This is a genomic window from Asticcacaulis sp. EMRT-3 (assembly GCF_030027245.1).
GTDB lineage: Bacteria > Pseudomonadota > Alphaproteobacteria > Caulobacterales > Caulobacteraceae > Asticcacaulis.
The window spans coordinates 1-18,503 of record NZ_JASERT010000002.1 but is presented as its reverse complement, the minus strand read 5'-3'; the positions used below and the strand labels follow the sequence as shown (position 1 = coordinate 18,503).

Annotated in this window: 15 protein-coding genes; 10 read left to right on the top strand and 5 right to left on the bottom strand. The window is 60.8% G+C overall.

Going from position 1 to position 18,503, the window contains the following annotated elements:
* Positions 1-10 precede the first annotated feature (10 nt).
* Positions 11-1,549 carry an IS66 family transposase gene (gene tnpC, locus QB905_RS13495; RefSeq protein WP_282972944.1) on the top strand — a complete coding sequence of 513 codons (1,539 nt, stop codon included), beginning with the start codon at positions 11-13 and terminating at the stop codon, positions 1,547-1,549.
* Here the strand turns inward: tnpC and QB905_RS13490 are convergent.
* Together QB905_RS13490 and QB905_RS13485 are read right to left on the bottom strand one after the other, a co-directional pair.
* Entirely contained in the window at positions 1,539-1,802 is a 264-nt protein-coding gene (locus tag QB905_RS13490; protein ID WP_282975653.1) for a transposase, read from the bottom strand. The two genes, tnpC and QB905_RS13490, sit on opposite strands and share 11 nt — an antisense overlap.
* The gene (locus tag QB905_RS13485) at positions 1,756-2,184 is read right to left on the bottom strand and encodes a transposase (RefSeq protein ID WP_282975652.1); all 429 of its coding nucleotides are present in this window, start codon (positions 2,182-2,184) and stop codon (positions 1,756-1,758) included. Before QB905_RS13485 ends, QB905_RS13490 begins: the two co-directional genes overlap by 47 nt.
* A 200-nt stretch (positions 2,185-2,384) precedes the next feature.
* Between QB905_RS13485 and QB905_RS13480 the strand changes: the two genes are divergently transcribed.
* Positions 2,385-4,025 (top strand): sodium:solute symporter family transporter, encoded by a 1,641-nt coding sequence (locus tag QB905_RS13480; RefSeq protein WP_282975651.1) that lies wholly within the window; start codon positions 2,385-2,387, stop codon positions 4,023-4,025.
* A gap of 129 nt (positions 4,026-4,154) precedes the next feature.
* Positions 4,155-6,986 carry a bifunctional diguanylate cyclase/phosphodiesterase gene (locus QB905_RS13475; protein WP_282975650.1) on the top strand — a complete coding sequence of 944 codons (2,832 nt, stop codon included), beginning with the start codon at positions 4,155-4,157 and terminating at the stop codon, positions 6,984-6,986.
* Positions 6,987-6,994: 8 nt separating this feature from the next.
* On the opposite strand, the gene QB905_RS13470 is transcribed toward QB905_RS13475, so the two are convergent.
* On the bottom strand, positions 6,995-7,666 hold the full coding sequence (locus tag QB905_RS13470; RefSeq protein WP_282975649.1) for a SinI family restriction endonuclease: 672 nt from the start codon (positions 7,664-7,666) through the stop codon (positions 6,995-6,997).
* A 149-nt stretch (positions 7,667-7,815) separates the two neighbouring features.
* Positions 7,816-9,015: an IS256 family transposase gene (locus tag QB905_RS13465; protein WP_282975648.1), complete on the bottom strand. Its 1,200-nt coding sequence runs from the start codon at positions 9,013-9,015 to the stop codon at positions 7,816-7,818.
* 248 nt (positions 9,016-9,263) lie between these two features.
* Here QB905_RS13465 and QB905_RS13460 point away from each other — a divergent pair, with 248 nt between their 5' ends.
* From QB905_RS13460 to QB905_RS13445, 4 genes are all read left to right on the top strand, one after another.
* Positions 9,264-10,715, top strand: a complete 1,452-nt coding sequence (locus QB905_RS13460) for a DNA cytosine methyltransferase (protein ID WP_282975647.1) — start codon at positions 9,264-9,266, stop codon at positions 10,713-10,715.
* A gap of 88 nt (positions 10,716-10,803) precedes the next feature.
* A complete protein-coding gene (locus QB905_RS13455) occupies positions 10,804-12,402 on the top strand; it encodes a DUF389 domain-containing protein (RefSeq protein WP_282975646.1) in 1,599 nt (532 codons plus the stop codon).
* A gap of 87 nt (positions 12,403-12,489) precedes the next feature.
* On the top strand, positions 12,490-13,572 hold the full coding sequence (locus QB905_RS13450) for a YeiH family protein (RefSeq protein WP_282975645.1): 1,083 nt from the start codon (positions 12,490-12,492) through the stop codon (positions 13,570-13,572).
* A 98-nt stretch (positions 13,573-13,670) separates the two neighbouring features.
* The gene (locus tag QB905_RS13445; protein WP_282975644.1) at positions 13,671-14,759 is read left to right on the top strand and encodes an alginate lyase family protein; all 1,089 of its coding nucleotides are present in this window, start codon (positions 13,671-13,673) and stop codon (positions 14,757-14,759) included.
* 131 nt (positions 14,760-14,890) lie between these two features.
* Here QB905_RS13445 and QB905_RS13440 read toward each other — a convergent pair whose 3' ends face one another.
* The gene (locus QB905_RS13440; protein WP_282975643.1) at positions 14,891-15,232 is read right to left on the bottom strand and encodes a hypothetical protein; all 342 of its coding nucleotides are present in this window, start codon (positions 15,230-15,232) and stop codon (positions 14,891-14,893) included.
* 556 nt (positions 15,233-15,788) lie between these two features.
* On the opposite strand from QB905_RS13440, the gene QB905_RS13435 reads away from it, so the two are divergent.
* The 3 genes from QB905_RS13435 to QB905_RS13425 all read left to right on the top strand — a co-directional run bounded on the left by QB905_RS13435 (position 15,789) and on the right by QB905_RS13425 (position 18,009).
* Positions 15,789-16,490 carry an AAA family ATPase gene (locus tag QB905_RS13435; protein ID WP_282975642.1) on the top strand — a complete coding sequence of 234 codons (702 nt, stop codon included), beginning with the start codon at positions 15,789-15,791 and terminating at the stop codon, positions 16,488-16,490.
* Complete coding sequence (locus QB905_RS13430) at positions 16,487-16,792, top strand: ribbon-helix-helix domain-containing protein (RefSeq protein ID WP_282975641.1); 306 nt, start codon at positions 16,487-16,489, stop codon at positions 16,790-16,792. Before QB905_RS13435 ends, QB905_RS13430 begins: the two co-directional genes overlap by 4 nt.
* Before the next feature lie 299 nt (positions 16,793-17,091).
* Complete coding sequence (locus tag QB905_RS13425; RefSeq protein ID WP_282975640.1) at positions 17,092-18,009, top strand: replication initiator protein A; 918 nt, start codon at positions 17,092-17,094, stop codon at positions 18,007-18,009.
* Positions 18,010-18,503: the final 494 nt, after the last annotated feature.

The window sequence follows — 18,503 nt, the reverse complement described above, 5'->3', positions numbered from 1 at the left end:
GATTGCCGTCATGCTCAACCCCGCCAATTTGCCTGATGATATAGCGGTTCTCAAAGCCATGCTGGTGGCTTCTGAGGCCCGCAATCTGCGCAAGGATGACCGGATCGAGCGATTGGAGAAGCTGGTCGCCGCCTTCAGGCAGGCCGCCTTCGGGCGCAAATCCGAGAAGGCCGAGCCGGGTCAGTTTGAACTGGCCCTGGAAGACCTTGAAACCGCTATCGCCGCGATCCATGCTGAGGAAGAGGCCGATGCGCCTTGTGGTAAACGGGCTGCAAAGTCTCGCGCTGGCAATCGCGGGGCCTTACCCGGCCATCTGCCCCGCATCGAAGAGGTTATTGAGCCTGACAGTCTGCTCTGTGCCTGCGGCAACGGCTTACATTGCATTGGTGAAGACCGGTGCGAGCGGCTGGACGTGATCCCGGCGCAGTTCCGCGTCATCGTCACCCGCCGCCCCAAATATGCCTGCCGGGCCTGCACGGATGGCATAACTCAAGCCTCTGCTCCGGCGCGCCTCGTTCCCGGTGGCCTGCCGACTGAGGCGACTGTGGCTCATGTGCTGGTCAGTAAGTATGCCGACCATCTGCCCCTGTATCGGCAGGCCCAGATTTATAGCCGCCAAGGCGTTGACCTTGACCGGTCTACGCTGGCTGACTGGGTTGGCCGGGCCGCGTTCGAGTTGCGCCCGGTGTGGGGCGCCCTGATCGCCAATCTGAAGCAATCCACCAAGCTCTTTATGGATGAAACCCGCGCCCCGGTACTTGATCCCGGCGCACGTAAAACAAAAACCGGATACTTCTGGGCCCTGGCCCGCGATGACCGACCGTGGAACGGTGCGGCACCGCCTGGTGTGGCCTTCACCTACGCGCCCGGGCGTGGCGGGCAGTATGCCGAACATATCTTGCAGGGCTTCACCGGCATTCTGCAGGTCGACGGCTATGCCGGTTACAATCGCCTGATCGCACCCGACCGTATCGGCCCGGCAATCCGGCTGGCCTATTGCTGGGCGCATGCCCGTCGTAAGCTGTTTGAGATTACCCGCGCCGGTCCGGCGCCAATCGCCGAAGAGGGCCTCAGGCGCATCGCCGATCTCTACAAGATCGAAGGGGACATCCGCGGTAGCGATCCGGCGGTGCGTCTGGCTGCACGACAATTACGATCTGGCCCCGTAGTGGCCGATATAGAGGCATGGCTCAACAATCACCGCAGCCGTGTCGCCGCCAAATCGCCGCTTGGCGAGGCATTGAATTACATCGCCAAATACTGGGGCGGCCTCTGCCAGTTCCTCGACGACGGCTGCGTCGAGCTGGACAACAACACTGTTGAACGCACGATCCGGCCTATCGCCCTGAACCGGAAAAACGCTCTCTTTGCAGGCCATGACGCCGGCGCCCAGAACTGGGCCATCATCGCCTCACTGATCGAAACGTGCAAACTGAACGGCATCGATCCCCATGCCTACCTGACCAACACCCTAAGGGCCATCGCGGGCGGACATAAGCAAAGCCAGATCGACCACCTTCTCCCTTGCAACTACGCCGTCAAGGTGTGAGCGAAACACCGCTTACATTGATGGCGCCATCGACGACGAAAGGTGCGTCGATGCGGTTGTGGCGCAAGGCGGCAAGGAAAGTGGTGGTTTTCCAGTGACCGAAGGGCGCTTTGGCCCGTAGCCGCCGACCTTTGCGGCATCGGCCGTGGGTGCGGGTCATGTTGGTCTTGGCCCAGGTTTCATCGATGAAGACAAGCCGCCTGGGATCAAGCCGGTTCTGATACTTGCGCCAACGTTCCCGTTTGCGCGCCACATCCGGCCGATCCTGCTCGCTGGGCAGCACGCTTTTTTTTGAAGCTGATCCCTTCTTCACGAAAGAAACGCGACAGCATACCGGTGTCCACCTTCACGCCGCGCTCGGCCAAAAGCTGGTCGCACAGCGCCTGTAAGGTAAGGTCAGCCACCTCGTCGATCCGGCGCAAAAGCCAGACACGTTCCGGCTTTACCTTCGAGGGACGGTGCCCGCCCGTGCCAGCAGGGCGACGGTCAGCCAAACGCTCATAACGCTGCAACCATTTAACAGCCGAAGCGTCACTCACGCCAAAATGTCGGGCGGCGGCACGCCGGCTCAAACCTTTATGCAAAACAGCGTTGATTACACGGTCACGCAAATCCTGAGAATAAGCCTTCGCCATCGGAACCGGCCTCCTAAATCCGGCCCCTATCTTGAATCATTATTCGACCGATTTGGGAATCCCCCGCGATTCAACCTCATCGCGGAACGCTCTAGACTTACAATCATGGAACGCCTGCCCGCGCCCTTTGCGCCCGCCGCGAAATCGGCTACCGTGCCGGTATAATCACAATAGGCCGCACAACAGGGTTTTCCAGCTTCATGTTCCAGACCAGCCGCCTGACCCTGACCGACTTCGCGGTTTTTACCCTCTATATCGGCATCTTGCTGATCGTCGGTCTGTTTGACCGCCGTCGTCAAAACAAGGCGCGCGAACATTTTCTCGGCGGGCAATCGGCCTCGTGGGGGCGCGTCGGTTTTGCGCTCTATGCCTCGACCATTTCGGCCACCTCTCTGGTGGGCCTGACCGGCACATCCTATGCCCACGGCATCTCCTCGGCCTTTTCCTATGAGTGGCCCGCCGCCATCGTGCTGGTCGTCTTTTGCGGGGTCGTCCTGCCGACCTATATCCGCTCGCGCATCTTCACCGTGCCGGAATTTCTCGAACTGCGCTATGGCCGCTTCGTGCGCACCTATGTGTCGGGCTTAGGCATCGGGCTCGGTATCTTCCTCGATGCGTCAGGCTGTCTGTTCGCCGGGGCGGTGCTGTTTCAGGCGCTTTTCCCCGGCTGGCCGCTGTGGGGCGTGTGTGCGCTTTTGTCCACCCTGGCAGGTGCCTTCCTGATCGCAGGCGGTTTGCGCGCCATTATCGCCGTGGAAAGCGTGCAGGGCATGGTGATGGTGGTGTCGTGCGCCGCTCTGGCCTTCTTCACCTTCAGCGCCATCGGCCACCTGCATGGCGGCCCCGATCAGGGCATTCTGGGCGGGCTTATGGCGGGCTGGCACAATGTCATGACCGGCATCGACCCGTCACATCTCAAACTGATCCTGCCCGCCTCCGATCCCTATATGCCGTGGACCGGGCTGGTCACCGGCGTGCCTTTGATCGGCTTTTACTTCTGGTGCACCAACCAGACAATGGTGCAGCGCGTCCTGGCGGCGAAATCGCTCGATGATGGCCGCCTGGGCTCGCTGCTCGGCGGGGCGCTCAAACTGACCAGCCTGTTTCTGGTCTGTCTGCCCGCAGCAGGCGCTATGTTGCTGTTCCCGCACCTTGACCGGCCGGATCAGGTGTTTTCAAAGCTTTTGTTCGATGTTCTGCCGCACGGCCTGACCGGGCTGTTCCTCGCCGCCTGCCTGATCTCGGTTCTGGCCAGCCTGTCGGGCGTCTATAATTCGACCTCGACCCTGATGACGATGGATTTTATCCGCAAGGCCCGTCCCGATATGAGCGAGGCGGGCCTTGTGCGCACCGGCAAGCTGATGACCCTGGTGATCATGATCATCTCGATCCTGTGGGCGCCGCAGATCGTTCATTTCAAGGATACTTTGTGGCAATATCTGCAAGCTGTCCTGTGTTATTTCGTGCCGCCGATCGCCGCTGTCTTCATCGCCGGGCTGTTCATCCCGCGCGCCAATGCCCGTGGCGCAGGCTTCAGCCTGATGGTCGGCACCACGGCCAGCTTCGTGCTGTTCTTCGCCATCGAGGTGTTTCACGTCCTGCCGCTACACTTTCTCGTGGCGGCTATGGTCATCTTCCTGATCGCACTGGCGGCCCTGCTGGCGGCCAGCCTGACCGCGCCCGCACCCGACAGGGCGCAGATCGGGCCCCTGATGTTCTCGAAAGCCGTCTGGCAGGCCGAAACCGAACATCTGAAAACGGTGAGCTGGTACAAAAATTACCGCTATCTGTCGCTCGGCCTGCTGGCCGTCACCGCTCTTATCGTGGTGTGGTTCGCCTGAACTGTCACCTCGCTTCAAGTGTTAACGGGAAAAAAAGCCTCATCTGTTACATTCGGCAAAAATCAGGGCAAAAACGACCAAAAAACGCCCTGAACAGACGTGTAACTGTACGATGGGCCCACCCTGAAGATGTTTCGAGTTTTTGACTGCCTGCGTGATCATCACGACTGGAAGCTGGTGATACTGGCGGTACTTGTTTGCCTGATCTCAAGCTTCGTCACCACGCTGCTGATCCAGCGCGCCCGCACCACCCGCGCCCAGATGGTGCGCTATGGCCAGTCGCAACGCCATATGCGCTGGGTGGTTACCGCAGGCGTAGCCGCCGGTTTCGGCATCTGGGCTACCCATTTCATCGCCATGATGGCCTATGATCCCGGCCTGCCCGCCACCTATGACCTGCGCCTGACCCTGTTGTCGCTCATCTGCGCCATCGGTCTGACGGCGGGCGGCATCGAGGTGGGCGTGTCGCAAAGCTTTCGCGGTTCCAGCCTGATGGGCGGAGCCGTTATGGGCTGCGGCATCGCCTGTATGCACTTCTTAGGCATGGCCGCGCTCGATATTCCGGGCCGCGTCCTGTGGGCACCCGATCTGGTGATCTTTTCGATCGTATCGGGCATGGCCCTGTCGGCCGCCGCCATGTGGGCGGTCAACCAGCCCGCCCGGCGCATCGGCTGGCTGGCCGCGCCCCTGCTGGCCCTGGCCATTATCTGCCACCATTTCGTGGCTATGGGCGCGATCACCATCCTGCCCGACCCCTTGCGCATTATCACCGGCCTGCGCCTGTCAACGGGGGCCATGTCGCTGGCCCTGACCCTGACCGCCATCGCCGTGCTCAGCCTGTGCGCCTTTGCGGTGCAATGGGGTCAGCGCATCGACGCCATGCGCGCCGACAGCGACCGCCGGTTTCGCGTTCTGCTGGAAGGGCTGGAGGACACGGCCATCTTCCTGCTTGACCGCGAGGGCCGCGTGCTCGACTGGAACAACGGCTCTGACCGCATCAGCCAGTATCCGCTCAAGGAGATTGTCGGCAAGGTCTATGGCGATGTCTGCGCCGTCGATGCCGATCTGCCGGTACAATACCGCGAAGCCCTTGAAGAGGCCAGGCTGAAGGGCCGTGCCGAGCTGGAAGGCCCGGCCATGCGCGCCGATGGCCGGCATTTCTGGGGCCATACCATCATCCGCGCCCTGCATGATGATGACGGCCAGTTCCTGGGCTTCGCCAATTTCACGCAGGAAATCACCGCCCGCAAGGCGGCGCAGGATCGCATTCTCGACATGTCGCGCAATTTCGACGCCGCCCTGTCGCACATGTCGCAGGGGCTTTGCCTGTTCGACCGCAACGAAAAGCTGGTGCTGGCCAATAAGCGTTTCAACGAAATCTATGGCCTCGATCCCGCCCTCGTCCAGCCGGGCGTTTCATTCCGCACCCTGCTGGCCCACGTGCTGTCGATGCGCGACGGCCAGATGCCCGACGAGGAAACGCTGGAGCGCTTCCACGCCCGCCATCGCGCCGTCATCGCCCTGCCCGGCGGCGGCGAACTGGTATCGGACTATTTCGAACACCGCATCATGTCGATCTCGCACCGCCCCATGCCCGAAGGCGGCTGGGTCAGCACCTTCGACGACATTACCGAGCGCCGCAAGACCGAGCAGCGCATCGCCCATATGGCGCGCCACGATGGCATGACCGGCCTGCCCAACCGTATGCACTTCAACGGCCACCTCGATAGCGAGCTTGGCTGGGCGGCGCGCCACGGTGAGCAGGTGGCGGTGATCTCGGTCGATCTTGACCGCTTCAAGGACATTAACGACCAGCGCGGCCATACGGTGGGCGACGCCGTGCTGAAAACGGTCTCCGAACGCATGGCCAGCGGCCTGCGCGAAGGTGAATTCGTGGCCCGTTTCGGCGGTGACGAGTTCGCGGCCATCAAGCGCTACCAGAACTCCGCCGATCTCGATGAATTTCTGGCGCGCCTGCGTCAGGCGCTCAGCGAACCGATCCATATCGCCGCCGAAAGCGATATGGCAGGCTTCGAAATCACGCCGCACGGCTCGATTGGCGCGGCCCTCTATCCGCAGGATGGCACCCTGCGCGAAGTCCTGCTCAACAATGCCGACCTGGCGCTTTACCGCGCCAAGGCCACGCATGGCGAGCACCTGTGCTTCTTTGAATCGGGTGCCGACGAGGCGGCGCGCGACCGCCGCGCCCTGGCCAAGGATCTCGAACGCGCCCTGAAAAATGACGAATTCCGCCTGTTTTATCAGGTGCAGCAATCGGTAGCGACCGGCGACATCACCGGCTATGAGGCGCTGATCCGCTGGAAGCATCCCTTGCGCGGCTTTGTGTCGCCCGCCGACTTTATCGCCGTGGCCGAGGAATCGGGCGCGATCATCGAGATCGGCGCCTGGGTGTTGCGCACCGCCTGCGAAGAGGCCGTGCGCTGGAATAATCATCTGAAAGTGGCCGTCAACCTGTCGCCGGTGCAGCTCAATGACGACCACCTGATCGAAATGGTGCGCGCCGTGCTGATCGAAACCAGGCTGGCGCCCTCGCGGCTGGAGCTGGAAATCACCGAATCGACGATCATCGACGACAAGCTGCGCGCCCTGCATCTGCTGCGCCAGATCAAGGCGCTGGGCGTCACCATCGCCATCGACGATTTCGGCACGGGCTACGCCTCGCTCGATACGCTGAACGCCTTCCCGTTCGACAAAATCAAGATCGACCGCTCATTCCTGATGGAGGCCGATACCAGCCCGCAGGCCCGCGCCATTGTCCGCGCCATCCTGGCGTTGGGCCGCAGCCTCGAAATCCCGGTGCTGGCCGAAGGCGTCGAAACCGCCTCGCAACTGGCCCTGCTGCGCGAGGAAAACTGCGCCGAGGCGCAAGGCTATCTGCTCGGCCGCCCGCAGGAGATTGTACCCCCCTCCCCTGCGCCTCAGGTGCGCGCGGCGGGGTGAGAGCGGGATCAGATTTTGAGTGCATCCAGATAATGGCGCACGAAAGTCTCGAACCCGTTTTCTGAAAGCGCCGGGGCTGTTACTTCACAAGGAAACCCTTGCCAATTCGTCATCCCCGTTCTCGAAAAAGTTCTGAACCATTTTTCTATGATCGTGCCATTTCGAATGGCGCTGGATGACGAATTTTCGGAATTATCCCGGTTCTTGACCTGCAATAACCGCCAGGTCTTATTGTCAGCTTCGGGCTTGATAAAATCAGCAGCCTTCACCATTTCGCCGGAGCACCAGATCCAGCCGAGAGGCTCCATGACCGAGGCCAGGTAGCGCTCAAGCAAGTAGCCTACAAAATTTTCAGCGCTCATAGATAAAAGGTGTTCCTGCTTGGCACGTTCCAGATTTTCGGAAGGCACACCGAAAAAATTTTCCAGTATGACAGACGCCATTTTGTCAGGCACAGTCGCTGGAAAACTTGGCGCTTTCGGATTCCTGGATTCAGCGAAGGATTTTGCGCGAAGTTTGATATATTTCGCACTTCCAACTTCCACTTTACCCCGACGGGAAGCTGTTTCAGGATATGCCGCCAGAAAGCGAATTAAACCCACATATCTATCTGCCAGGTCCGGCTTAATTTCCAACATGGCCGTGCGGGCGATGGCCTCGCAATCCGGATCAAAACCCACACGCATTCTCCCTTTACCCACACGGCTAAACCTAGTGGATACGGGTATCTCGTGACAGGCTAAGAGTCCAGTTTGACAGGATCGTGCCCCAGGGCGTGGTGTAATTGAGCGCTTGGCATCAATGACTTCCGGACAGGTCCGGGTTTCGCTCAGTTTGCCACGGCTGGCATGCTGAGAAGTGGATCATCGCTGAGTTGTGCGATGGTTTCAAGGGTAATGTAGCGCCCGCGCTGAACCGCCCATTCATCGTTCTGTTCGAGCAAGATGGCGCCGACCAGTCTGGTGATGGCATCGTCGTTTGGGAAGATGCCCACGACATCGCAGCGACGCTTGATTTCGCCATTGAGCCGTTCAATGGGGTTGGTTGAGTGCAGCTTGATGCGGTGTTCCTTCGGGAAGGTCATATAGGCCAGGACATCGTGCTCAGCCTCGTCCATGATCGTGGCGAGCTTTGGCATTTTGGGCCTGAGCTGGTCGGCGACGTTGCGCCATTGGGTACTCGCCGTTTCCGCCGTCTCCTGGGCGAAGGCCGTGCCGATGAAGGCAGAGACGACGCGTCGCCCGTTCTTGCCGGCATGGGCGCAGACATTGCGCATGAAGTGAACACGGCAGCGCTGCCAGGTGGCGTTGAGAACCTTGGAGACGGCACCCTTGATCCCGATGTGGGCATCAGAGACCACAAGTTTGACACCACGCAGGCCCCGACGTGTCAGGTTGCGCAGGAACTCTGCCCAGATCGGTTCGGCTTCCGAGGTGCCGACCTCCATGCCCAGCACTTCACGCCTGCCGTCGCTGTTGACGCCAACGCAGATGATGACGGCGACCGAGACGATACGGCCGCCCCGGCGCACCTTCAGATACGTAGCGTCAATCCAGATGTATGGCCATTCCCCTTCAATGGGGCGGTTCAGGAAAGCCTTCACACGGTCATCGATCTCTTCGCACAGCCGACTGACCTGACTCTTCGAGATGCCGCTCATCCCCATCGCCTTGACCAGATCATCGACAGAGCGCGTCGAGATACCCTGAACGTAAGCCTCCTGGATCACAGCCGTCAGTGCCTTCTCGGCCACGCGCCTGGGCTCCAGGAAACCCGGGAAGTAACTGCCTTTACGAAGCTTCGGGATCCGAAGCTCGACCGTGCCTGCGCGTGTTTCCCAGTCTCGGTCACGATAGCCGTTGCGCTGGACCAGCCGGTCGCCGGTTTTCTCATGGTAGCCGGCACCGGTCATGCCGCTCACTTCCAATGCCATCAAGCGTTCAGCCGTGAAGCTGATCATGTCGCGCAACAAATCGCTGTCTGAGGTCTTTTCAACAAGCCCTTTCAGGGCCATCATATCGTCGGTCATCGGTGTTCTTTCGTTCTGGAATGAGTGTCGCAACCCAAACCTATCCGAAAATCACTGATGACCAACCCGCTACGCTAAGGCTCGCTTTGCCCTTTTGAATGGGCAGCGAGCCATGCGCTACGCTCTTACCCAGTTACACCACTCGCTGGGACACGACCTTTGACAGCGCCTCAGGGAATGCATTTTGCCTTTATCGTCTGAGGCAAATCATGTTAGCGAACGGGTATAGATTTTGTTTCGGAGGCGAAATGAACGCCAATCCCTTTATTGACGTGATGTCCGTAAAAGAGGCTTCGCAGCGCTTAGGCGTTTCAGAACAGAGGGTTCGATCCTTGTTACGCAGCGGTGCCCTTGAAGGGCAACAGGTCGGTAAGCACTGGATCACAACGGAATCCGGCGTGCGTAAATACGCTTTGAATGGTGCGACCCCGCCCCCCGAGGACAGAATGCGCCGCGTCGGAACATTGCCTGACATTAAAGCCCTGTCTTTTTTCTCCGGGGCGATGGGGCTCGATCTGGGCCTTGAAGAGTCCGGCATCAAACTCTTGCTGACATGCGAGTTCGATAAGGTTTGCCGACGCACGATTACGGCCAATCGCCCCGACATCGCCATGCTGGGTGATGTTTGGAAATATACGCCATCAGACATCCGAAGCGCGGCGGGTTTAGGTGTGAATGATGAGATTGATGTGATGGTGGGCGGGCCACCCTGTCAGGCCTTTTCTACCGCTGGCGCGAGACGCGGCTTCAAGGATGAGCGTGGCAACGCCTTTCTGCGTTATCTCGATCTGATTATCGAATTGCAGCCCAGATACGCCGTTATTGAAAATGTCAGAGGCCTGCTTTCGGCACCCATGACCCATACGCCCCATGCCGAACGCGGGGACGATTGGCTGCCCGAGCCTGAAGAAATCCCGGGCGGCGCATTGTCGCATATTCTGGGCAGGCTGCGGCGCGCTGGCTATGGCGTCACGTTCAATCTGTATAATTCGGCAAATTTCGGCGTCCCGCAATCGCGCGAACGTGTGATCATGCTCTGTTCAAGAGATGGTCATAAGCTGCCACATCTGATGCCGACCCATTCGCAAGACGGTGCCTTTCAGTTGCCGAAATGGCGCACCCTGAGGGATGCCCTTACGGGGCTTGACCCTAAATCCGGTGATCATGAAAACTTTCCCGAAGAGCGATTACGCTATTATAAATTGCTGAATGCGGGTCAATACTGGAAGCACCTGCCCAAAGAGCTGCATCGTCAGGCTATGGGGGCTTCTTTGGATGCCGGCGGTGGCAAAACCGGCTTTTACCGGCGGCTGGACTGGGACAAACCCTCCTGCACGCTCGTGACATCCCCCACCATGCCCGCTACGGATATTTGCCATCCCGAAGAGAACAGGCCCCTGACCATACAGGAATATATGCGCATACAGCAGTTCCCGGACAACTGGGTCATTTGCGGCTCCATCACCGATAAATATAAGCAGATCGGCAATGCCGTGCCCGTCGGACTCGGAGCGGCGGTCGGGCGTGCCATTAAGGCCCATATGGCGGGCATGACCGAAACTCCGCCTTTGGGCTACCCTTTCAGCCGCTACAAAGGAACGGATGAAACTTCATGGGAAGCCGATTTTGCCAGGCGGTCGCGTGAAATAAGCTTCAAACCACGCGAGGCCCAAAAGGAAAAGCAGTTGGCCTTACTGTAACGTCACCTCCTAAAGGGTGACCTTGTCCGCATGACATTTGCATGTCTCGCCCCTATAGTCGCACCCTGATCGATCCGGTGGAGTCCCCATGCCCGAAGCCCATCCGACACCAGTGATGCGCCACCTCAAGGGTCTGGGGGACTCACTCGCGGCGCTGGCGCGCGATCTTCTGCATCCGCCATCGCAAACCTTCACCAAGGCGCACCGCGATGCGGTGGAAGAAGAGGTGCAGGCCAATGCCGGCCATTCGGGCTTCTATTACGGCCTCGTCTTCTGCGCCTGCGGCATTGCCACGCTGGGCCTGTTGCAATCCTCGGTGGCCGTGGTGATCGGCGCCATGCTGATCTCGCCGCTGATGGGGCCGATCATGGGCATGGGGCTGTCTCTGGCCGAGCTTGACCTGCCCAGCTTCCGCCGCGCCGCCATCACGCTTGGCATGGGCGTGCTGATTTCGATCCTCGCCGCTGTGCTGATCGTCTGGGTGTCACCGCTGAAGGAGGTGACCAGCGAAATTCTGGCGCGCACCCGCCCGACCCTGCTCGATCTGGTAGTGGCAGCCCTGTCGGGGCTGGTGGGCGGCTTCGTCACCGTATCAAACCGCGGCGGCATTATCGCCGGGGTGGCCATCGCCACCGCCCTGATGCCGCCTCTGGCCACGGTCGGTTTCGGGCTGGCCACCGGTTCGATGGCGATTGCCGGCGGAGCAACTCTGTTATTCATCACCAATGTGGTGGCCATACTGGGTGCGGTGTTCATCGTGGCGCGGCGCTATGGTTTCCGCCCCATCCGCCACCAGCGCACGCGCTGGGAAGCGCCGATTTTGAGCGTCGTCACCCTGATTCTGTGCGCGCCTCTGGCCCTGTCGCTCAACAATATCGTCTCCGAAGCCCACCAGACCAACCGCGTGCGCAATACCATCGAATCCCTGTTCGTCAAGGACGGCGCGCGCATCAATGATCTGCATGTGGTGGTCGAAAAAGGCAAGGTGACCGATGTGCAGGCCGTGGTCATCACCCATACCTTTGTGCCGGGGGCGCAAGCGCAGTTCGAAAAGCGCTTTCCCGGCCTGAAAACGCTCAATATCGAACAGGTGGTGGCCGCCCATGAGGATGTGGACGCGATTTCGCGCAAGCCCGACAACAGCCTGCCCTCCGTGCCGAGTCAGGTGGCCAGCCTGCCGCCCGACCAGTTTCTGAGCGCTGTTTTAGGCCATGTCGCCTCGTTACAGGGCCTGCAAAGCGACGACAGCGGCGTCACGGCCCAGATCACGCTGAAAACGCCGGGCACGCTCAGCGATTATCGCGCCCTCGAAACCGCCGTGCAGGCCCTGATGCCCGACACGAAGGTGACGCTGATTCCGCCTTCGCAGCCCCTGCTCGCCATCACATTCGCCAAGGGCAGCGCCACGCTCGACGATCAGGGCCGCAACAGCGCGCTCGCCTCGGCCTGGGCCATCCGGCGCTGGGGCGGCGGTTCGTTGCAGATCGTCGGCAGCGCCACCACGACGCGGCTGGCCACCTTGCGCGCCGAGGCCGTGGCCAGGGCGCTGGATACAGCCGGGGCCGACCATGCGCCTGTGGCCGTGGCGGTCAGCAAGGACGCGCCCGATATGGTCAGCCTGTTTCGCGCGCCTGAGCCCCCGGCCAGCAAGGCGCAGAGCTCCAGCGCCTCGGCGGCCTCTGATTAAGCAATTTTATAGAACGATTATATAAAATCATTCCATTGGATCGAACCGTCATGGCCGGGTACAACGGCAGGTGAAAAGGAGCCTGTCATGGCCAATCTCGCTGTCGCCCAAACCCACCCGATCCTCCGTCGCTTTTTGCGCCCCCTGCCCGGCATTGCCCTGTGCCTGATCGTGACGGCGACGGCCTATGGTCTGCAATCGGTCGAGCAGGTGCTGTTCGGCAAGGCGTGGCTGGAGGCGCTGGTGCTGGCCATCCTGATCGGCACAATCACGCGCAGCCTGTGGACGCCGCACGACAGATGGCATGACGGCATCGCCTTCAGCGCCAAATATCTGCTTGAAATCGCCGTGGTCTTGCTGGGCGCGGCTGTTTCGATGCGGATGATCATGGCCGCCGGGCCGTGGCTTTTGCTGGGCATAGCCGGTGTGGTGGCCTGCGCCATCCTGTTCAGCTTCGCAGTTGGCAAGCTGCTCGGCCTGCCAACGCGCATGGCGCTGCTGGTGGCGTGCGGCAATTCGATCTGCGGCAATTCGGCCATTGCCGCCATCGCGCCGGTGATCGGTGCCGACTCAGACGATGTGGCCGCCTCTATCGCCTTTACCGCCGTGCTGGGCGTGGTGGTCGTGCTGAGCCTGCCCGTGGCCGGGGCCTTGCTCGGCATGAAGGCAATCGGTTTCGGCGCTTTTGCGGGCCTGACCGTCTATGCCGTGCCGCAGGTCATCGCCGCCGCCGCGCCAATGGGCCCCGCTGCCGTCCAGATGGGCACGCTGGTCAAGCTGGTGCGCGTCATGATGCTGGGGCCGGTCAGCATCGTCCTGTCGCTGATCGCCCCGCGTCTCAAACCCGAGAATATGCCCGCCGACGAATATGTGGCCGGTGAACCTGTTCGCGCCAGGCTTGATCTCGCCCACCTGCTGCCGTGGTTCATTATCGGCTTTCTGGTCATGGTGGTCTTGCGCGCGGTCGGCCTGATCCCCCACGCCGCCCTGGCCCCGATCGACACCGCCGCCAATCTGCTGACCGTGGTATCGATGGCGGCGCTGGGTTTAGGTGTCGATGTCCGCACCGTGGCCAAGGCGGGCGGGCCGGTTACTGCCGCCGTGGTGATTTCGCTGCTCGGTCTGGCCGCCATCAGCTTCGGCTTGCTGAAGGTTTTAGGGGTGGTGTGAGTTTCGCATATCGGGCTTGCCTTCGTCCGCGCCGCGCCGTAATATCAAATAAAGAATATGCGTATCTATATTTGATACATAAAAGGGCGGAGACACCTATGCGCGGATGGATATTGGCCGGAGTGGTGACGGCATTGGCCGCAGGCCCGCAAGCCCCAACACTGGCCCAGACACTGGCCCAAACTGAGCCTCAGACTCCGCCATCCTCATGGTGTGATGTATCTCCCGCCGATGCGGCTGCCGCCCTGCCCGCAGCCCTGCCGCACCTTGCCGACATGCTGGCCCGCCAGCCGCATCCGCTCGCCCGCCTCCATACCGAAGGCACCCTGCCGCATCATGGCATTCGTGACGAAAGTATCGCCGCCAAGCGTGACCTGCCGATCATGCGCGACGCGGCCTTAGCCTGGCGGGCGGGCGTGGGCGACGCCTATCTCGCCCTGGCCGAACGCTATCTCAAGGCCTGGGTGGCCACCTATCAGCCCGGCCTCAACCCGATTGACGAGACGGGTTTCGACGCCTTGATCGACACCTATGCCATCATAGGCCCGCAGATGGACACGGCCTCGCGCGACGCAGCTAAAACCTTCCTGACCCGCTGGGCCAAAGCCTATATCGCTTCCATCGACGGCCACAAGATCGTCAGCATCAGCCCGCAGGCGAAAAGCTGGACCAATAACTGGCAGAGCCACCGCATCAAGCTGATCACCATGATGGCCGTGACGCTGGACGATGACGCGCTGTTTGCCGATGCCCGTCGCCTGTATCAGGCCCAGATCGCCGCCAATATCGGCCCAGATGGCGAGGTGAGCGATTTCGCCGAACGCGACGCCCTGCACTATGTGATTTACGACCTCGAACCGCTCACGCAAGCCGCGCTGGTGGCGCGCCGTCGCGGCGAAGACTGGTTCAGCTACCAAAGCCCGTCCGGCAGTTCGCTGGCCGGGGCGATCCGCTGGCTGGAACCCTATGCCAGCGGTGAAAAGCCACATACCGAGTTTCTGCACTCCAAAACCGTGTTCGACGCCCAGCGCGCCGCCGCCGGTGAGCCCGGCTATTCCGGCCCGTTCGACCCGAAAACGGCGGGCAACCTGATGTGGGCTGCCAGCCGTTTCGACGCGAACTATCTGGATCTGGCGCGCCGCCTGAAACCGCAGGCCCCCGCCTATCTGGTTCTGTGCGGCCAGTAAGACCATCGATCCGGCCTTTTCGGTCTGGCCGGTCATACGCATGTCCTGAAGTCTGCGCACCTGGATGTCTCTGACGGCAGCGCCTGCAACATGGTTGAGGCTGCCTGTGATTAGAATATTATCACCTCGAGTTAGACGTGCGGACAGGTCGTCGCGTCCGCACGTCTAATGATTTGGGGCATACGAGTGTAGGCGACCTGCTCGCTGTCTACGGATCTGGCGGCTTTCAGCGCGGACTCATCAAGGTCATGCCCATCCATACGCTCCGCCTGCCAGTCGGGTGTGGCCGCCTCGGCATGACCAACCATAACAAGACCCAGCAGAGCCGCAAACAACCAGATGGTCAGTACACACAAGCCGCCAAGGGTCGCTTTTCGGAGGGTTTTCAGTATCATAGCATTATACCCGGAGCGTTGTTTATCAAGGGCAGCATCAACTGAACAGTGAGGCAGATGAGGGGTTGGCATGGTCATGGACAAAGCCCTGTCTGAAGTATTTTTTTGAGGCGGGCCGAAGCACAGGGTCAGACCTTAGTTCGGCTGCATGACAGGCGCGTTGCGAAGATATGAAGGTTATTTATCCTTGGATTATTCTGCATAGTCTTACGCCCACATGTAGACAGGTCTGAATGTTGACAAGCCCCCCTCCCCTCACGATGCTGGCCCTTGACGTTCTGAGCCGACTCACGTCTTGCTCTACGTGTGGACACGTCATATTCTCAACAGCGCAGACACATTCAACACGACCACACGACGCCGCCCCCACGCCTCGCCATGCGCCCATGTCGAAACCTTATATACATCCACACCCGGACGTGACGGCACTTTGGGGTGAGGCTGTGCCGAAACGAAGACAGCTCCACACATCAACACGCGGCTTGTTCAACACGGCGAAGGGTGGACAAGTCGGCACGTATGGGTTACTACATGTCGACAAGGCCTCGCGCCCACGTAGCTACACGTAATGCGTGTCGCCTTGCCCACACGACGACATGCCCACAAGCAAGTTTATAGAAACGGAGCGCCTGCCATGAAAACCCTGGCCATCGTGTCGCAAAAAGGCGGCGTCGGCAAAACCACCGTGGCGGTGCATATCGCCGTGGCAGCGGCGCGCGCCGGCTATTCGGTCGCCATTATCGACCTTGATCCGCAGGCCACAGCCGCGCAATGGGCCGACTGGCGCAACGAAAAAGCGACAGGTGAGGGGGCGGAAGAGCCCAATCCGGTCGTGGTGGCGGCGCCGCACGCCCGCCTGGGCCCCACTTTGAAGGAAGCCGAGAAGATGGGCGTCGATCTGGTCATTCTCGATTCACCGCCCGCCGCCGACAGCGCCGCCGTGGCTGCAGCGCGGGCCGCCGATCTGGTGCTGATCCCGACGCGCGCCTCGGCTTTCGACCTGCACGCCATCAAAACCACCGCCGAACTGGTCAGGGTGGCGCAAAAACCGGCCGCCGTCCTGCTCAATGCCGTGCCGGCGCGTGCCAGCGCCCTGATCGAGGAGGTGGCCGCCGTCATTCACAGCCTGAACCTGACCATAGCGCCGGTGTGTCTGGTCGATCGCGCCGCCTTGCGCCACGCCGTCATCAATGGCCTGACCGCCGCTGAATTCGAGCCGCTTGGCAAGGCTGCCGATGAGGTGAGGGCGGTTTACAGGTGGGTGTGTGGACGCCTGGACATGCCCACAACGGCTAAAAAAACCAAATCTTCTCAATCCATTAAAGGTGCCGCATGAGCAAAGCCTCTGCCCGACCCTCTCTCGCCGACCGACTGGCCGCTGTGGCCGCGCCGCCCGCCGAGAAGCCCGCGCCGGTCAAGATTCAGGTGCCGAAAGCCGCCAGCCAGCCCGCGCCTGCGCCCACCGTTACGCCCGCCCGCGTCGGCAAGACGATGATCGCCGGTTATTTCACACCCGAAATGGCCAAGGCCGTCAAACTGCTGGCCGTGGAGCGCGATACCACGGTGCAGGCCCTGATCGGCGAAGGCCTCGATGCGGTGCTGCATAAGTATGGCAAGCATCCGATGGGTGAAAGATAGGGAAAGGGCAGGGGTCACGGACCCCTGCACCCCGAAACATGCCGAGTTTGTAACGAACCTCTGTAGCTTCCTTTCAAAGGCCCAAGTTTCGGGCCTTTGAAGGGGAGCTAATCAGTCTGTGACAAATTCGGACCGTTCTGGGGTCAAGGGGCCTGTGGCCCCTTGCCTTCACCTTTCCTTTCCCCTCGGAATCGTGCCAAGCTGGTTTTTAGAGCTCAAACGCCGCATGGCTCCTCGCAAAAGCTCGGGCGCGCAGTCGCGCTTGCCAGTTTGCGAAAGCCCTTTCGCAAACTGGAATCATGACCCGCCGCCGCGACCCGCACCCAACCCTCGATTTCTTCATTCCGCTGCTCAATGACGTGCCGCTGAAGGATCAGCGCGAGATCATGGAGCGGCCGTTTTTCTCGTTGCAGAAGCGCAAGCGGCTGAAACCCATAGAATATACGTCACCGGACGGCGATACCTGGGTCAAGGTGGAGGCGATGCCCGCCTATGGCATGGCCACGATCTGGGACGCCGACATCCTGATCTGGGCGGCCACGGCGCTGAACCGCATGAAGGCGCAAGGCGTCAACGATCTGCCGCGCACCCTGCGTACCACCACCTATGACCTGTTGCGCGCCATCAAGCGCGATACGGGTGGCAAGGCCTATCAGGAGCTTCAGGCGGCGCTGCAAAGGCTGGAAACCACCTCGATCCGCACCTCCTTGCGCGCGCCCACCCGGCGCACCGAGGCGCAGTTCGGCTGGCTGGACGGCTGGACTTTGGAGGTTGATCAGGCGACGGGCCAGCCGCGCGGCATGACGCTCACCCTGTCGAACTGGGTGTATGAGGGGATTGTCAACGAAAAGTCGCTGCTGACCATGCACCAGGACTATTTCCTTCTGACCGGCGGACTGGAGCGGGCGCTATACCGCATCGCCCGCAAGCACGCCGGTGTGCAGCCTGAGGGCTGGCTGTGCCGGATCGAGCTTCTGCACGAGAAAACCGGCTCCGATTCACCACCAAAAGAGTTTAACCGCATGTTGCGAAAGATCGTCGAGCGCAATTCCCTGCCGGATTACGACCTGACCCTGACCACGACGCAGGATGGCACACCGGCCCTGTTCGTGATTTCGCGCCTGTCGCAACTGGAAGGGCAGGTGGGGGCGGAGCTGGCCGCGCTCAATCAGCAGGACGGGCTGGCAACGCCGAAACGCCGCGCCGTCAAGGGATAGGGCGGTTGCGTCGGGGGATTACACACCCGATTCGGCTCGTATTCTGGCCAAATTCTGAGTAGATTCTGGCCATCTATCGGGGGAACGCACACTGTCCTGAAGGCGATACGGCGGGGATAAGGTGGTTCGCTATCGGGGGATCACACACCGGATTGCCGATCCGGACTCAGGCCAGAGTCGCGCAATCCCGCTCCGTTAAGATTTTATTAAGGATTTCAGCACGGCAAAGCGAGTCGGCGGAGTCCTTCCGGCCTCTTCGGGGGATCACCCACCCGGTTTGTCCCTCGCTTTAAGTGATGAAATGGCGACAAACCACGGAGAAAACGATAAAAATCACGCTTTGCCTATTCATCGGGGGATCACACACCGCATCCGGAAGTCGTATTTCGCGCATCCATTGTGGATAAGTTTGTTGATAAGTCCCATGAGCCCTGACTTGACCCGCTGGTTCCACGGGGGAATACACACCCGGCTGACGGGGTATGACCCACTTT

Coding starts and splice junctions, on each gene's coding strand:
- tnpC (WP_282972944.1), top strand. CDS start 11: ATGCTCAACCCCGCCAATTTGCCTGATGATATAGCGGTTCTCAAAGCC.
- QB905_RS13485 (WP_282975652.1), bottom strand. CDS start 2,184: ATGGCGAAGGCTTATTCTCAGGATTTGCGTGACCGTGTAATCAACGCT.
- QB905_RS13480 (WP_282975651.1), top strand. CDS start 2,385: ATGTTCCAGACCAGCCGCCTGACCCTGACCGACTTCGCGGTTTTTACC.
- QB905_RS13475 (WP_282975650.1), top strand. CDS start 4,155: ATGTTTCGAGTTTTTGACTGCCTGCGTGATCATCACGACTGGAAGCTG.
- QB905_RS13465 (WP_282975648.1), bottom strand. CDS start 9,015: ATGACCGACGATATGATGGCCCTGAAAGGGCTTGTTGAAAAGACCTCA.
- QB905_RS13460 (WP_282975647.1), top strand. CDS start 9,264: ATGAACGCCAATCCCTTTATTGACGTGATGTCCGTAAAAGAGGCTTCG.
- QB905_RS13455 (WP_282975646.1), top strand. CDS start 10,804: ATGCCCGAAGCCCATCCGACACCAGTGATGCGCCACCTCAAGGGTCTG.
- QB905_RS13450 (WP_282975645.1), top strand. CDS start 12,490: ATGGCCAATCTCGCTGTCGCCCAAACCCACCCGATCCTCCGTCGCTTT.
- QB905_RS13445 (WP_282975644.1), top strand. CDS start 13,671: ATGCGCGGATGGATATTGGCCGGAGTGGTGACGGCATTGGCCGCAGGC.
- QB905_RS13440 (WP_282975643.1), bottom strand. CDS start 15,232: ATGACCATGCCAACCCCTCATCTGCCTCACTGTTCAGTTGATGCTGCC.
- QB905_RS13435 (WP_282975642.1), top strand. CDS start 15,789: ATGAAAACCCTGGCCATCGTGTCGCAAAAAGGCGGCGTCGGCAAAACC.
- QB905_RS13430 (WP_282975641.1), top strand. CDS start 16,487: ATGAGCAAAGCCTCTGCCCGACCCTCTCTCGCCGACCGACTGGCCGCT.
- QB905_RS13425 (WP_282975640.1), top strand. CDS start 17,092: ATGACCCGCCGCCGCGACCCGCACCCAACCCTCGATTTCTTCATTCCG.